General features: G+C 60.6%; 13 protein-coding genes and 1 tRNA gene. 6 read left to right on the top strand and 8 right to left on the bottom strand.

From position 1 onward, the window contains the following. The first annotated feature begins 67 nt into the window (after nt 1-67). Complete coding sequence (locus ACSQ2A_RS05275) at nt 68-1,117, top strand: cysteine synthase A (protein ID WP_436071364.1); 1,050 nt, start codon at nt 68-70, stop codon at nt 1,115-1,117. A 16-nt stretch (nt 1,118-1,133) separates the two neighbouring features. Here the strand turns inward: ACSQ2A_RS05275 and ACSQ2A_RS05270 are convergent, their stop codons facing one another. After that, entirely contained in the window at nt 1,134-1,829 is a 696-nt protein-coding gene (locus ACSQ2A_RS05270; RefSeq protein WP_436071363.1) for a glyoxalase superfamily protein, read from the bottom strand. Between the two features lie 233 nt (nt 1,830-2,062). On the opposite strand from ACSQ2A_RS05270, the gene cls reads away from it, so the two are divergent. Further along, nucleotides 2,063-3,514: a cardiolipin synthase gene (gene cls, locus ACSQ2A_RS05265; protein ID WP_436071362.1), complete on the top strand. Its 1,452-nt coding sequence runs from the start codon at nt 2,063-2,065 to the stop codon at nt 3,512-3,514. Nucleotides 3,515-3,551: 37 nt separating this feature from the next. Here cls and ACSQ2A_RS05260 read toward each other — a convergent pair whose 3' ends face one another. The 5 genes from ACSQ2A_RS05260 to ACSQ2A_RS05240 all read right to left on the bottom strand — a co-directional run bounded on the left by ACSQ2A_RS05260 (nt 3,552) and on the right by ACSQ2A_RS05240 (nt 9,093). After that, nucleotides 3,552-4,583 carry an amino acid ABC transporter substrate-binding protein gene (locus tag ACSQ2A_RS05260; protein WP_436071361.1) on the bottom strand — a complete coding sequence of 344 codons (1,032 nt, stop codon included), beginning with the start codon at nt 4,581-4,583 and terminating at the stop codon, nt 3,552-3,554. Between the two features lie 248 nt (nt 4,584-4,831). After that, nucleotides 4,832-5,632, bottom strand: coding sequence for an amino acid ABC transporter ATP-binding protein (locus ACSQ2A_RS05255; protein ID WP_436071360.1), 801 nt, complete (start codon nt 5,630-5,632; stop codon nt 4,832-4,834). A 4-nt stretch (nt 5,633-5,636) separates the two neighbouring features. Continuing rightward, nucleotides 5,637-6,764 carry an amino acid ABC transporter permease gene (locus tag ACSQ2A_RS05250; RefSeq protein ID WP_436071359.1) on the bottom strand — a complete coding sequence of 376 codons (1,128 nt, stop codon included), beginning with the start codon at nt 6,762-6,764 and terminating at the stop codon, nt 5,637-5,639. A gap of 9 nt (nt 6,765-6,773) precedes the next feature. Next, a complete protein-coding gene (locus tag ACSQ2A_RS05245) occupies nt 6,774-7,964 on the bottom strand; it encodes an amino acid ABC transporter permease (protein WP_436071358.1) in 1,191 nt (396 codons plus the stop codon). A 112-nt stretch (nt 7,965-8,076) separates the two neighbouring features. Further along, the gene (locus tag ACSQ2A_RS05240; RefSeq protein WP_436071357.1) at nt 8,077-9,093 is read right to left on the bottom strand and encodes an amino acid ABC transporter substrate-binding protein; all 1,017 of its coding nucleotides are present in this window, start codon (nt 9,091-9,093) and stop codon (nt 8,077-8,079) included. 226 nt (nt 9,094-9,319) lie between these two features. On the opposite strand from ACSQ2A_RS05240, the gene metC reads away from it, so the two are divergent. Continuing rightward, entirely contained in the window at nt 9,320-10,498 is a 1,179-nt protein-coding gene (gene metC, locus ACSQ2A_RS05235; protein ID WP_436071356.1) for a cystathionine beta-lyase, read from the top strand. On the opposite strand, the gene ACSQ2A_RS05230 is transcribed toward metC, so the two are convergent. Continuing rightward, the gene (locus ACSQ2A_RS05230; RefSeq protein WP_436071355.1) at nt 10,480-11,223 is read right to left on the bottom strand and encodes a phosphatase PAP2 family protein; all 744 of its coding nucleotides are present in this window, start codon (nt 11,221-11,223) and stop codon (nt 10,480-10,482) included. The two genes, metC and ACSQ2A_RS05230, sit on opposite strands and share 19 nt — an antisense overlap. Nucleotides 11,224-11,326: 103 nt before the next feature. Here ACSQ2A_RS05230 and ACSQ2A_RS05225 point away from each other — a divergent pair. The 3 genes from ACSQ2A_RS05225 to ACSQ2A_RS05215 all read left to right on the top strand — a co-directional run bounded on the left by ACSQ2A_RS05225 (nt 11,327) and on the right by ACSQ2A_RS05215 (nt 12,726). Further along, nucleotides 11,327-11,403, top strand: a tRNA-Pro gene (locus ACSQ2A_RS05225). A gap of 28 nt (nt 11,404-11,431) precedes the next feature. Continuing rightward, nucleotides 11,432-11,737: an ETC complex I subunit gene (locus tag ACSQ2A_RS05220; RefSeq protein ID WP_436071354.1), complete on the top strand. Its 306-nt coding sequence runs from the start codon at nt 11,432-11,434 to the stop codon at nt 11,735-11,737. 122 nt (nt 11,738-11,859) lie between these two features. After that, nucleotides 11,860-12,726 carry a TraB/GumN family protein gene (locus tag ACSQ2A_RS05215; RefSeq protein WP_436071353.1) on the top strand — a complete coding sequence of 289 codons (867 nt, stop codon included), beginning with the start codon at nt 11,860-11,862 and terminating at the stop codon, nt 12,724-12,726. A gap of 33 nt (nt 12,727-12,759) precedes the next feature. Here ACSQ2A_RS05215 and ACSQ2A_RS05210 read toward each other — a convergent pair whose 3' ends face one another. Then, nucleotides 12,760-13,911 (bottom strand): Gfo/Idh/MocA family protein, encoded by a 1,152-nt coding sequence (locus tag ACSQ2A_RS05210; protein ID WP_436071352.1) that lies wholly within the window; start codon nt 13,909-13,911, stop codon nt 12,760-12,762. Nucleotides 13,912-13,930: the final 19 nt, after the last annotated feature.

Genomic DNA, 13,930 nt, shown 5'->3' with positions numbered 1-13,930 from the left:
TTGACACTTGTTCGTGACGGGTCTGACCCATACTTTGGTTGTTCAGCAACAAGAGTCCCGGACGATCATGGCCAAGCACGAAGACCTCATTTCCGCCATCGGCAATACGCCGCTTATCCGTCTCAACCGGGTGTCGGCGCTGACGGGATGCGAAATCTGGGGCAAGGCCGAATTTCTCAATCCGGGGCAGTCGGTTAAAGACCGTGCCGCGCTGTTCATCATTCATGATCTGGTGAAATCCGGCGCACTGAAGCCTGGCGGCACGATTGTCGAAGGCACCGCGGGCAATACGGGCATCGGCCTGACGCTGGTGGCCAATTCGCTGGGCTTCAAGTCGGTGATCGTCATTCCCGAGACGCAGAGCCAGGAAAAGAAGGACGCCCTTCGTCTCTATGGCGCGCAACTGATCGAAGTACCGGCGAAGCCCTACAAGAACCCCAATAATTACATCAAGATTTCCGGGCGCCTGGCGGAGAAGCTCAATCGCGAACTGCCCGAAGGCGCGGTCTGGGCCAACCAGTTCGACAATGTTTCGAACAAGCGCGCCCATATCGAAACCACCGGGCCCGAAATCTGGCGCCAGACCAATGGCCGTATCGACGGGTTCATCACCGCCGTCGGCTCGGGCGGTACGCTGGCGGGCGTTGCCGAGGCGCTGCGTTCGCGCAATCCCGACATCAAGATCGGCCTGGCCGATCCTGAAGGCGCGGCGCTTTACGAATACTATGCCAATGGCACGCTGAAGTCCGAAGGCAATTCGATCACCGAAGGCATCGGCCAGGGCCGTATCACTGCCAATCTCGAGGGTCTGAAGGTCGACCTGCCCTATCGGATTTCCGACGCTGAGGCCCTGCCCTATATTTTCGACCTGCTCGAATATGAGGGCCTGTGCCTGGGTGGTTCGAGCGCGATCAATATTGCCGGTACAGTGCGCATGGCGCGCGATCTCGGGCCGGGCAAGACCATCGTCACCGTGCTCTGCGACTACGGCAACCGCTATGCCAGCAAGATCTTCAACCCGGAATTCCTGCGGTCGAAGGACCTGCCGGTGCCCGCCTGGATGGACGACCGGGCGCCGATCGATATTTCGGACATCATCGAGGCAGAGCCGGCCTGAGGCCGGCTCGCCGTCTTCAGGCGAAGCCCAGATTGGTCGGGCGATCATTTCGGTAGCCGCGCCGACGCGAAGGCGCATCGGTTGCGGCTATGCTCTCGACCGCAAAACTGCGGGCCCAAAGCTTTCCTCGACCTCGCAAGAGAAAGCCGAAATGAATGCTAACCGCTTCTTCCGGCACATCGAGAGCGATCGAAAAGCGCCTCCAGTCCTGTGTTCCGCCTAGCGGGACGCCGGGCTGGTCCAACAGATTGTCAAAGCGGATGGCATTGGCCCGCTGACCGTCCACCCGCAGCCAGATCGTTCCGGACCCATCAAGATTTTCCGAGGCCAGTTCGCATTCGACGCGAATGGCGTTGCCGAGGTACGGCTCGGCCGCAATGCTCTGCGAAAGCGTGGCAAATTGGCTGGCCGGCAGATGGTCCGCCAGGGGTGTGCTACTGATGACGGCGCAGCCTGGCCTTTCCGGATCGAGGCCCATGGAGAAATAGCCGTCTCGATTGCCATTGCCATCCTGCCAGCCTTCCGGAATGGGCAGCGGCTTCATGATCTGCTCCATCGTATCGATCCGCGCGCTCAGTATGTTCCAATTGGCAAAGCCGAACTGGCGCGCGACCATTTCGAGACTGTCGCTGTGCGATAATTGCCGGCCGCGCTCGGCCAATGCCTGCCGCAGCAGCTTGGCCATGAGTTTTGCGTCCATGAACGTATGCATGGTCTGAACCTCTCTGGCGGGCGTATCGAAGTCAGTGCTCGCATTGCTGACGGTTCGCCCGCTTATGGGGTCAAACCAATCTCGAAGTCGTGCATTCACCATTCCCAAGGGATGCGAGCGGCCGGCTGCACGGACCGTTACCAATGCTAGCGAGGCAGCGGCGCGTGTCAACGCGGTATTGTCGAACGCCGTGTGGCTGATAGATTGCGCATCAACATCTTGGAAGGATCGCCGTGTTCGGCATTGATGATATCCTGCGGGCCATAGTCGCCGATCTGCATCTGGTTGCGGCGATCATGGCGGCGATCTATTTGCTGGCCTTTGTTTGTGCGGTGCGGGAAATCTTCAATTCCCGAACATCGCAGGGCTCGATCGCCTGGCTCATCTCGCTGGCGCTGCTGCCGTTCCCGACGGCCTTCCTCTACATGATCTTCGGTTGGAAGTTCTTCGACGACTACGCCACCGACCGGATCAAGAATGGTCGTGCTGATCGGCCGCTTCGCGCCCAGGACCTGGCGTTGATTGACCGGGAGACGGATGCCAAATGGCCCGTTCAGGTGCAGGTTTCCGAGCTTCCGTTCCTTCGAGGCAATGACGTCGAGCTGCTGATCGACGGAACGGCGACCTTCGACTCCATCTTTGCCGGGATAGACGCGGCGGAACACTATCTGCTGGTGCAGTTCTATATCATCCGCGACGACCGGCTGGGTCAGCAACTGGCAGAGCGGCTGATCGCCAAGGCGAAAGCCGGGGTCGAGGTTCGCCTGCTCTATGACGACATCGGCAGCACCGGCATGCCGAAGCGGTTTCGTACCCAGATGCGCGACGCCGGGATCAAGGTTGCCGGTTTCAACCAGCGCCATAAATTCCTGCGCGTCTATGGGCCTACCCGCATCAACTACCGCAACCACCGCAAGATCGTGGTCGCCGATGGCAAGCATGCCTGGGTGGGCGGGCACAATGTGGGCGTTGAATATCTCGGCGAGAATGCCAAGTTTGGGCGCTGGCGCGACACGCATGTGCGCGTTTCGGGGCCGGCAGCTCTTGGATGCGCACTGCTTTTCCGCGAGGACTGGGAATGGGCGACGGGCGAACGCCTGCCGGCGACCCCACCCAAGGATCTTGAAACGCCGGGCGATCAATCCGTTCTGGTCATGGGCAGCGGCCCGGCGGACCAGCTCGAGGAATGTGCCATTGCCTATGTCGATCTGATCGGCCGCGCCCGGAAGCGCCTATGGATCGTCAGCCCCTATTTCGTGCCGGACACCGACATCAGGACCGCGCTTTTTGCGGCGCGGCTGCGCGGGGTGGATGTGCGCATCATGTTGCCGGACAATCCGGACCATGCACTGGTCTGGCTCGCCAGCATCGCTCACGCCGACGCCATGGTGGAGCACGATATCGCGGTCTATCGCTATACAGACGGGTTCCTGCACCAGAAGGTGGTGCTGATGGATGACGACATTGCTACGGTTGGCAGCGTCAATTTCGACAACCGTTCCTTCGCCATCAATTTCGAAATCACGCTCTGGTTCACCGATGACAAGGCGATTGCCGATGTCGAGAACATGCTGGACGACGATTTCAAGGTCTGCCGGCAGGTCAGCCTGGCGGAGGTCTCGACCCGGCCGGTGACGCTGTATTTCCTCACGCAGGCGGCGCGCCTGTTCTCACCGCTACTGTAGGACCAAGCGACTTCGTCTCAGCCTGAGCCGAATGGTCCTAGCGGATCGGCGGAGCGTAGAGCAGGCCGCCATTGCTCCAGAGGGCATTCTGGCCGCGTAGCATGGCGGCGCCGGTTTGCGGACCGAAATGGCGATCGAAGAGCTCGCCATAATTGCCTACGGCACGGATGGCATCGGTCATGAAGCTCGGACGCAGGCCGAGAGCCGTGCCGAAATCGCCTTCGACGCCCAGCAGGCGGCGGACATCGGCTGAGCGCGCGGCGGTCAGGGAGTCGATGTTGAGGCTCGTGACGCCGACTTCCTCGGCGGTGATGAGCGCGAAAATGGTCCAGCGGACGATTTCGAACCACTGGTCGTCGCCGCCTGGCACGACGGGGCCCAGCGTTTCCTTGGAAATGCGTTCGGGCAGGATGCGGTGCTGGGAGGGGTCGGTCAGTTCGCGGCGAATGGCCTGCAGCTGGCGGCCCGAAGCGGAGATCACGTCGCACATGCCGGCCCGATAGGCTACGATGAGATCGGCGATGTCCTCGTAGACGACGTCGGTATAGCTGGTCTGATTTGAGAAGAAAAAGTCGTCGAGAGCCTCGACCGCGTCGGAAGCATCGACCACGCAGACGGTGACATTGTTGAGCTCGTAGGCCGAGACGACGCTGAGGGATTGGGGGACGAGAAACCCCTGCCCGTCGAAGAAGCTCGGCGTGACGTAGCGGGCGCCATAGCGAAGGTCGCGGCCGGCAGTCCAGGCGCCGTTGCGCATGAGCACGTCGACCGCCCCAGTCTGCAGCGGAGCAAAACGTGCCTCGCCGCGGAAGGCGCGGAATTCGATGAGATCTGGGTTGCCGAAGACCGCGGCGGCAAGGGCGCGGCAGAGGTCGACGTCGAAGCCCGACCAACGGCCATTGGCATCCTGCTGCGCAAAGCCCGCCAAGGGATTGCTGGAGCCGCAGACAAGGAAACCGCGCTCACGTACCGCATCAAGCGTCTGTGCGCTGGCCGCGGAGACGGCAAGCGAGAGGGCGCAGGCAAAGCCCACCGCCAGCGGCAGCAATCGCTTGAAAACTGGGGTCAATCCGCGGCTTCCCTTCGTGGCCCCGCATATTGGCAGGGCAAGGCGCCGGGTCAAGGCGGGGATTGAGTTGGAGGGCGCAATTCCACCGGACAATGAGGGGGGCGTCGGGGCGGTGGTGGTCCCCTCTCCTGTTGAGGAGAGAGGGCCCTGCGTTTGTTGTGCCTCCGTGCCATTCGACCATAGGTCTCATGGCCTTCTCACCTAAGATCGCTCCACTGGAGCGATCTTGCCTGCGGCACGGCTCGAAGTCAGTGAAGGATCTGGCTTAGGAACAGCTTGGTGCGTTCATGCTGCGGGTTGGAGAAGAACTCTTCCGGTTCGTTCTCCTCGATGATCTGCCCCTGATCCATGAAAATGACGCGGTTGGCCACCTGGCGGGCGAAGCCCATTTCGTGGGTCACGCAGATCATGGTCATGCCTTCTTCGGCAAGGTTGATCATCACTTCGAGCACTTCCTTGACCATTTCCGGATCGAGCGCCGAGGTGGGCTCGTCGAAGAGCATGATCCGAGGCTGCATGCAGAGCGAACGCGCGATGGCAACGCGCTGCTGCTGACCGCCCGAGAGCTGGCCGGGAAACTTGTTGGCCTGCTCGGGGATTTTCACACGCTCGAGATAGTGCATGGCGGTCGCCTCGGCCTCGGCCTTGGGGATGCCGCGCACCCAGATCGGGGCGAGGGTCAGGTTTTGCAGAATGGTCAGATGCGGGAAGAGATTGAAGTGCTGGAACACCATGCCGACTTCGCGGCGCACTTCGTCGATGCGCTTGAGATCGGCCGTGAGTTCGGTGCCATTGACGATGATCTGGCCTTCCTGGTGCTCTTCCAGGCGATTGATGCAGCGAATGAGCGTCGACTTGCCGGAGCCCGAGGGACCGGCAATGACGATACGCTCGCCCTTCATCACGCGCAGGTTGATGTCGCGCAGCACGTGAAAATCGCCATACCACTTGTGCATGTTGACGACGTCGATGGCGACTTCGGTCTTGGAGACCTGCATCTGGCTGGTGTCGATTTCTCGTTCGACGGTGGTTTCGGAAACCTGGGACATGGAGCTACCTCTTGTAGCCAGTGTTAAGGCGTCGCTCCATGTACATGGAGTAGCGAGACATGCCGAAGCAGAACACCCAGAAGACCATGGCGGCAAAGATGTAGCCGGTGGTCGCGGTGTTTGCAGACTGCCATTCGAGTGCGGTGTCGTTCTTGGTCTTCACCGCTTCGAGCAGATCCTTCATGCCGACAATGTAGACGAGGGACGTATCCTTGAACAACGAGATGAAGTTGTTCACGATGCCCGGGATCACGTGCTTGAGCGCCTGTGGCAGGATGATGAACCACATGCGTTTCCAGTATCCCAGCCCCAGGGCGGACGCCGCTTCATATTGCCCGCGAGGAATGGCCTGGAGGCCGCCGCGGACAACTTCAGCCATGTAGGCCGAGGTGAAGAGCGTGACGCCGACGATCGCCCGCAGGAACTTATCCACGGTCATGCCTTGCGGCATGAACAGAGGCAGCATGATCGAGGCCATGAACAGAATGGTGATCAGCGGCACGGCGCGGATGAGTTCGATGAAGCCGACGCAGACGGTCTTGATGATGGGCATCTGCGACTGGCGGCCAAGCGCCAGAATGACGCCCAACGGGAAGGACAGGGTAATACCGATCACAGAAATGATCAGGGTAACCAGGAGACCGCCCCACTTCTCGGTCGGGATGACCTTGAGGCCGAAAACACCGCCGGCCAGCAGGAAGTAGCTAACGATGGGATAGACCACGATGAAGAGGATGGCATTTGTCCGCTTGAAGGGGACCTTGGGGATCAAGAGCGGCACGAGGAGGATGACGCCCAAGGCAAAGACAATGTTCGGGCGCCATTGTTCGGCGATGTCATAGAAGCCGTAAATGAAGAATTCCATTTCGGCAGCGATATAGGCCCAGCAAGCGCCGGCATTTTCCATGCGGCACTCTTCGACCGTGCCGTTGGGCCCCACGGCATTGCCGAAGAAGAAGCCGTAAAGCGGCGGTACGATCCAGGCGAGGAACAGCAGGCCCAGAACAGTGAGCACTGTGTCGGTCGGCGTCGAAAAGAGGTTCTTCTGAGCCCAGGCAATGGCGCCCGTGGTGCGTACGGGTGCCGGGCGGGCGGTGACAAGTTCAGAGCGGACGAATCCAATATCGGTCATCAGATCCTCCTACCGTTCCACCAGCTTTACCCGGGCGTTGTACCAATTCATGATCGCCGAGGTGAGCAGGGAGAAGCAGAGATAGACCAGCATGGTGATGGCGATGCATTCGATCGCGCGGCCGGTCTGGTTGAGGGCGGTGCCTGCAAAGACGTTCACAAGCTCGGGATAGCCGATGGCGGCGCCGAGCGAGGAGTTCTTCGTCAGGTTGAGGTACTGGCTGGTCAGCGGGGGAATGATGACCCGCATGGCCTGGGGCACGATGACGAGGCGGAGCCGGTCATTTTCCTTAAGGCCAAGCGACTGAGCCGCCTCGGTTTGTCCGCGATTGACCGACTGGATGCCGCCGCGCACCGTTTCGGCGATGAAGGCTGCCGTATAGATGGTGAGGCCGAAGGCCAGCGCGACGAATTCTGGCGGCAGCGCGAGGCCACCCTTGAAGTTGAAGCGCTCGAGAACCGGCGGTTCGAAGGTGACGCTGGCGCCGCTGGCTACGAAGACGAGCCCCGTGACGCCAAGCAGAATTGCCACTGAGGTGAGAAACACCGGGAAACGCTTGCCGGTGGCTTCGAGACGCTTCTTTGCCCAGTGCCGCAATGCCAGGACACCAAGAATGGCAAAGGCGAGACCTATCCAGACGAAGCCAAACTGCTCGTCGGGTATGGGCCTTGGCACGAAAATGCCGCGCTGGTTGATGAAGGAGTCGAGCGGCAAAGCGATCGAGTCTCGCACTGCCGGCATCGCCTTGAGCACGGCGAAATACCAGAAGAACAATTGCAGCAGCAGCGGGATGTTGCGGATGACTTCGACATAGACAGTCGCAAGCCGCGAAACGATGAAGTTGCTGCTGAGCCGGGCGATACCGATGGTGAAGCCCAGGATGGTGGCGCAGATGATGCCGATAAAGGCAACGAGCAGGGTATTGAGCAGGCCGACCAGGAAGGCTTGCCAATAGTAGGACTCGCGCGACCATGGCAGGAGCGAGAAGCTGATGTCGAAACCGGCTGTCTTCCAGAGGAAGTCAAAACCGGTCGTCTTGTTTTGTGCCGCGAGATTGGCGGCGGTGTTGCCCACGATCCAGAAGATGAAGCCGACAAGGATGACGGCAACAACGATCTGGTAGATGATCCCTCGGATCACCGGATCATTGTAAAAGCTGACGCGGGGGGCAGCGTCGTGCCCCAGTTCGCGAGTGGTCATATGATACTGTCCCTTGGCCGCAAGTAACCGCTATGCGCCCTTTTGAGGCGCCATAGGTGACAGAACAAAGAGACCGGCGCCCACTTTGGGGCGCCGGCACAATTCGTTCAGATTAGCGGATCGGCGGGGCGTACTGGATGCCGCCGTCTTTCCAAAGGGCATTCAGGCCGCGCTCGAGCCCAATCGGGGTTGCGGGGCCGACGTTGCGGTCATAGGACTCGGCATAGTTACCGACATGCTTGATGATCTGGTAAGCCCAGTCCTTGGTCACGCCGAGCGGCGTGCCGAAGTCGCCTTCGACGCCGAGGAGACGCTTGATGGCCGGGTTATCAGAGCCGAGCATCTCGTCGACATTGGCCGAGGTCACGCCGAGTTCTTCAGCTTCGAGCAGGGCGAAATAGGTCCAGCGAGCAAGGTTGAACCACTGGGTATCGCCAGCGCGAACCACGGGGCCAAGCGGCTCCTTGGAGATGATTTCGGGCAGGATGATGTGATCATCGGGATTGGCGAACTTGGAACGTTCGGCAGCAAGAGCCGAAGAGTCAGTGGTGTAGACGTCGCAACGGCCATCTTCGTAGGCCTTCACAACTTCGTCCTGGTCCACGAACACCACGGTGTTGAATTCCAGGCCATTGGCAGCGAAGTAGTCGGCTGCGTTCAATTCGGTGGTGGTGCCGGATTCGATGCAGACAGCGGCGCCGCTGAGGTCGAGAGCGGATTCGATGCCGTCGGCCTTGCGGACCATGAAGCCCTGGCCGTCATAGAACATGGTGCCGACAAAGCTGATGCCGAGCTGGGTGTCGCGGCTCATGGTCCAGGTGGTCGTACGCGACAGCACGTCGACTTCGCCGGCGGAAAGGGCCGTGAAGCGTTCCTGGCTGGTCAGCGAGGTATAGCGGACAGCTTCGGCATCATTGAAAACGGCTGCTGCCAAGGCACGGCAAAAGTCGACTTCGATGCCGGTCCACACATTGTTGGAATCAGGCGCAGAAAAGCCCGGCACGCCCCCGGTCACGCCGCACTGCACATATCCCTTTGCCTTGACGTCATCCAAAATGGCGGCCTGAGCCGAGACCGCCGTAAGACTCAGTATCGCCGATGTTGCAAGCGTTACGAGCTGTTTTTGCATTTGTTTGCCTTTTGTTTCCTGACCCTCATGTCCCAGAGTTTCTTCCGAAACTTGCGTCCCGGCGTCTCCGGCGGCACCGCCCGCCTTTGAGCAGCGGTGAGATGCTGTTAAGCATGCAAGCGCCTCTCGACGCTAACGTCAAGGGTAGAAGGTATATTGGGACAGCAATTCTGTCTCTTTTTTAGCCAGAAGATGAATCTGACCCGATTTTGAGCACACAACAGGCATGAACAGCTTTTCTTCCAAACCGCCCTCCATCGAGACCATTCTCACCCATGCCGGGCGCGATCCGGACAGCCAGTTTGGCTTCGTGAACACGCCCGTCTATCGCGGCTCCACCGTGCTCTTCAAAACGCTGGCGGATCTCGACGCGCAAAAACAGCGCTTCCTTTATGGACGCGCGGGCAATCCGACGACCGAGGGCGTCGAGGAAGTGGTGACGGCGCTGGAAGGCGCCTATCGCACCAAACTGGTGCCATCGGGCCTGGCTGCCATCACCATCGCCATGCTGTCCTGCCTCAAGACAGGCGATGACATTCTAATTACCGACAGCGCCTATGAGCCGGGCCGAAAATTCGCCGATGGCTATCTGACGCAGATGGGCATCACAGCGCGCTATTATGACCCTCGCATCGGCGCGGGGATTGCCGATCTGATGCAGCCCAATACGCGGGCAGTGCTCGCCGAGAGCCCCGGTTCGCTGACCTTCGAAATTCAGGACATTCCTGCAATCGCCAAGGCGGCGCATGCCAATAATGCGCGACTGATCGTCGACAATAGCTGGGCGAGCCCCATCTACCACCGGCCGCTGGAGCTTGGCGCCGACATCGTCGTGCATGCCGCCACCAAGATGTTTGTCGGGCATTCCGATGCCTTTGCCGGAACCATTTCGACGACCGAGGCCGCCTGGGCCGATGTATCGCGGGTTCGCACCCTGCTGGGCTTTTTTACCTCGGGCGATGACGCCTATCTCGTCTCGCGCGGACTAAAAACCCTCGCCATTCGCATGGCGGCTCATCAGGAGCGGGCGCTGGAGATTGCACGCTGGCTGGAAGAGCAGCCCGAGGTCACCTCGGTGATCCACCCTGCCCTGCCAAGCCATCCGGACCATGCGCTGTGGAAGCGCGACTTTACCGGGTCAGGCAGTCTCTTTTCCTTCGTGCTGCAACCCGGTTCCCGCGAGGCCCTGGCGGCATTCGTCGACCAGATGAAGATTTTCTCGATGGGCTATTCGTGGGGCGGCTTTGAAAGCCTGTGCCTGCCTGTCGCGATCAAGGGAGCACGCTCGGCCCAACCATGGACGAACGAAGGCCATCTCATGCGGCTGCACATAGGCTTTGAGGACATCGAGGACCTCAAGGCCGACCTGCGCGCCGGCTTCGACCGCTACGCCAAGGCGCGCTGAACCAGCCGGCGCAAGGCCGGCACACCACGGAAACGAACCCGCCCGTCGGGCATGGCTTTGAACAGCCAGCGCCGGCGGGCGAAATAGTTGCGCACCGCATAGGTGCCAATGGCACCGAGGGCAAAGCCGGCCAGGACGTCAGTCGGATAGTGATCGCCGACAACGACGCGAGACACGCCCGTCACCAATGCGATAATCAGGAAAAGCCGGAAGAAGCGCGGGGCGACAAAGCCGACCACGACGGCGGTTGCCATTGCGGTGGTCGAATGACCCGATGGAAAGCTCTGAAACGTCCAGTCATTGAGCAGATACTGGAAATCGAAGGCGCCAAATTCCTCGAACACGGTCGGGCGGCCGCGCCCGAAAAGGCGCTTTAGAAGATTGACCAGAATGCCGGTGCCACCGACGGCGGCAAAGACGAAGCCGGACAGCAGCGCCAGCTCATAGAGCGCGCGCCGCCAGCGCGACGTACGCTTCCAGAGACGATAAGTGGCGAAGCTCAGCAGAAAGATGATCCCACTGGGAATCAGCACCCAATCGGAAAGGCCGAAATGGGTGACGAACTGAAACGGCTGGCGCCATTCGACGGCCCAGGCAATGGCACTGCGCGAGGCGTAAACGTCGAAGAAAAGCAGAATGAACAGCGCGAGAATGAAAAAGGCCAGATAGTCCGGCCAATTTCGGCGATCGAGCCCCAAAGGCCAGCGTTTGCTCAGGTCAACCATGGCGCCTATTTGGTCGGAAGCTGCGATGCCGTCAATAGCGTGCAGTAGTGCACTGCCGCCCTTGCCCTTTGGTGGCGAACAGGCTAACGGAAGGGCGCGACGTCGGAGTGTAGCTCAGCCTGGTAGAGCACCGGTTTTGGGAACCGGGGGTCCAAAGTTCGAATCTTTGTACTCCGACCATTCGCACGCATCGTGTTGAGGACTTTGCATGACCGCCCGTATCTACCGCCCTGCCCGCAACGCCATGCAGTCTGGCAAGGGTAAGTCCAAGCAGTGGGTTCTGGTTCACGAGCCTGCCGCCGCCCGCCAAATCGAGCCGCTGATGGGCTATACCAGCAGCTCCGATATGCGCCAGCAGATCAAGCTGTCCTTCCCGACGCTGGAAGAGGCCGAGGCCTATGCGCAGCGCAATGGCATCGAATACACCGTGCAGCCTGCGCATGATGCCACGCCCAAGCGCGTGAGCTATCCGGACAACTTCAAGTCCGATCGCAAGACACCCTGGACGCACTGATCTCAGCGTCAGCAAGAGAATCCGTAAGGCGCCACAAGCGATTGTGGCGCTTTTGTTTTTGGTCGCCCTCTTCAAGCTTTGCCGGTATCGTTCGGACTAGTCCGAAGACAGGGAGAGCCCGATTGTTCATTCGCCGCAGCCTCGCCGTTCTGACCATTGCGCTCGCTTTCGCCGGCGGCGCTCAAGCAGCGCCCGCGATCTGGAAGGTCAGCGACGAAGACAGTTCCGTCTGGCTTTTCGGCTCGATCCACCTGCTGCCGCCGGGAACGGAATGGCGAACCGAAATTTTCGACAATCTGATCGATGAGGCGGACAGGGTCTATTTTGAGACCGATCTTGGTCCCGCGGCGCAACCGAAAATCATCGCCCTCACCATGGAGCAGGGCTTTGCGCGGGATGGTCGGCTGCTCAACCAGAGAATCAGCGAGAAGCTGATGGGCAAGGTTCGCTCGGCGGCGGAAAGGTTCGCCGTGCCGGTGCCAACGCTGCTGGCCATGCAGCCGTGGATGGCGGCGAGCACCATTTCAGTTTCTGCTCTGGTGCAGGCCGGGTACGACCCCAATGCAGGCGTCGACACGATGCTGCAGCAGGAAATTTCGGTGGAGCGCCAAGGCTTTCTGGAAACTGCTGAGGAGCAGATCGACGTCATCGCTGGGGGGAGCGAGGCGGATCAGATCATCATGCTTGAAGCGACACTGGCGGAAGCCGAGCGCATCGTGACCATGATCGACGAGATGAAGGATGCCTGGCTCGGCGGCACGCCGGAGACGCTGGCCGACCTGTTCCTTGCGGAGATGGGCGCCTATGGCGAGGGCTTCATGGATCGGCTGATCGTGGACCGCAACGAGAACTGGGTCGAGCAGATCGAGGTGATGCTGGCGGAGAACGAGGCGGCTTTCCTTGTGGTGGGTGCCGGGCATCTCGTGGGCGAGTACAGCGTCGTCAAGCTATTGGAACAGCAGGGCTTTCCGAGCGAACGCGTGCAGTAGGAGGTCGCCCGGCCGGGGCCGGGCGACTGGGAATCAGACGTCGGCGAGACGCGTCCACTTGCTTTCGTTCTGGCTGGACTTCACCGAAGCGGTGATGAACTGCATGCCTTCGACGCCATCGGCGAGCGAGGGCAGCAAAGCTTCATAGGCAGCGCCATCGCCGCGGATGACGGAAGCGAACTGGCTATAAAGCGTCGCGAAGGCTTCCAAATATCCTTCTGGGTGACCGGAGGGAATGCGGACATTCATCGAGGCTGCCGGCGGCAGGGAGATCGAGCCGCCGCGGGTGAGCAGCTGCTTGGGTTTGCCAAACTCGGTGAACCACATGTAGTTCGGATTGTCCTGACGCCATTCGATCCCGCCCTTGTCGCCATAGACGCGGAGCTGCAGGCCGTTTTCACAGCCCACGGCGACCTGACTGGCCCACAGCATGCCCTTTGCGCCGCCTTCGAAGCGCAGCATGATGTGCACATTATCATCAAGCTGACGACCGGGGACAAATGCGGTTAAGTCCGCTGATACTGCTTCGGTTTTGAGGCCAGTAACAAAGCGGGCGAGGTTGTAGGCGTGGGTGCCGATGTCGCCGATGGCCCCGCCGGCGCCGGAGCGGGCCGGGTCGGTGCGCCAGGAGGCCTGCTTGTTATCTTCGGTCGTGGCCTCGGTCAGCCAATCCTGCGGGTATTCGGCCTGGACGACGCGGATCTTGCCGAGGGCGCCTGATGCGACGAGCTCGCGGGCCTGACGGATCAGCGGATAGCCGGTGTAGTTGTGCGTAAGGAGGAACTTTGCGCCGTTTTTCGGCTTGATTTCCAAAAGCTTACGCGCGTCTTCGAGGGTCGACGTGATCGGCTTGTCGCAGATGACGTGGATGCCGGCTTCAAGGAAGGCTTTGGCCGGGCCGAAGTGCATGTGGTTGGGCGTGACGATGGAAACCGCCTGAATGCCGTCCGGGCGGGCAGCTTCCTTCTGGGCCATTTCTTCGTAGGAAGTGTAGATGCGGTCTTCGGCGAGGCCGAGGTTTTTGCCGGATTCCTTGGCGACTTCGGGGCGCGAGGAGAGCGCGCCGGCCACCAGATCATAGTCGCCATCGAGGCGGGCGGCGATGCGGTGGACGTAGCCGATGAAGGCTCCCGTGCCGCCGCCGACCATGCCGAGACGAATGCGCTTTGCGCCGTTTTCAGCCATTTTGCGGCTCCTTAATGTT

It is taken from the genome of Devosia sp. LjRoot3 (assembly GCF_964252865.1).
Classification (GTDB): Bacteria; Pseudomonadota; Alphaproteobacteria; order Rhizobiales; family Devosiaceae; genus Devosia.
The sequence above is the reverse complement of the archived record's forward strand: the minus strand, read 5'-3'. Positions and strand labels throughout refer to the sequence as shown.

Coding starts and splice junctions, on each gene's coding strand:
- ACSQ2A_RS05230 (WP_436071355.1), bottom strand. CDS start 11,223: ATGGTTGACCTGAGCAAACGCTGGCCTTTGGGGCTCGATCGCCGAAAT.
- ACSQ2A_RS05250 (WP_436071359.1), bottom strand. CDS start 6,764: ATGACCGATATTGGATTCGTCCGCTCTGAACTTGTCACCGCCCGCCCG.
- ACSQ2A_RS05270 (WP_436071363.1), bottom strand. CDS start 1,829: ATGCATACGTTCATGGACGCAAAACTCATGGCCAAGCTGCTGCGGCAG.
- ACSQ2A_RS05210 (WP_436071352.1), bottom strand. CDS start 13,911: ATGGCTGAAAACGGCGCAAAGCGCATTCGTCTCGGCATGGTCGGCGGC.
- ACSQ2A_RS05240 (WP_436071357.1), bottom strand. CDS start 9,093: ATGCAAAAACAGCTCGTAACGCTTGCAACATCGGCGATACTGAGTCTT.
- ACSQ2A_RS05275 (WP_436071364.1), top strand. CDS start 68: ATGGCCAAGCACGAAGACCTCATTTCCGCCATCGGCAATACGCCGCTT.
- ACSQ2A_RS05220 (WP_436071354.1), top strand. CDS start 11,432: ATGACCGCCCGTATCTACCGCCCTGCCCGCAACGCCATGCAGTCTGGC.
- metC (WP_436071356.1), top strand. CDS start 9,320: ATGAACAGCTTTTCTTCCAAACCGCCCTCCATCGAGACCATTCTCACC.
- ACSQ2A_RS05245 (WP_436071358.1), bottom strand. CDS start 7,964: ATGACCACTCGCGAACTGGGGCACGACGCTGCCCCCCGCGTCAGCTTT.
- ACSQ2A_RS05255 (WP_436071360.1), bottom strand. CDS start 5,632: ATGTCCCAGGTTTCCGAAACCACCGTCGAACGAGAAATCGACACCAGC.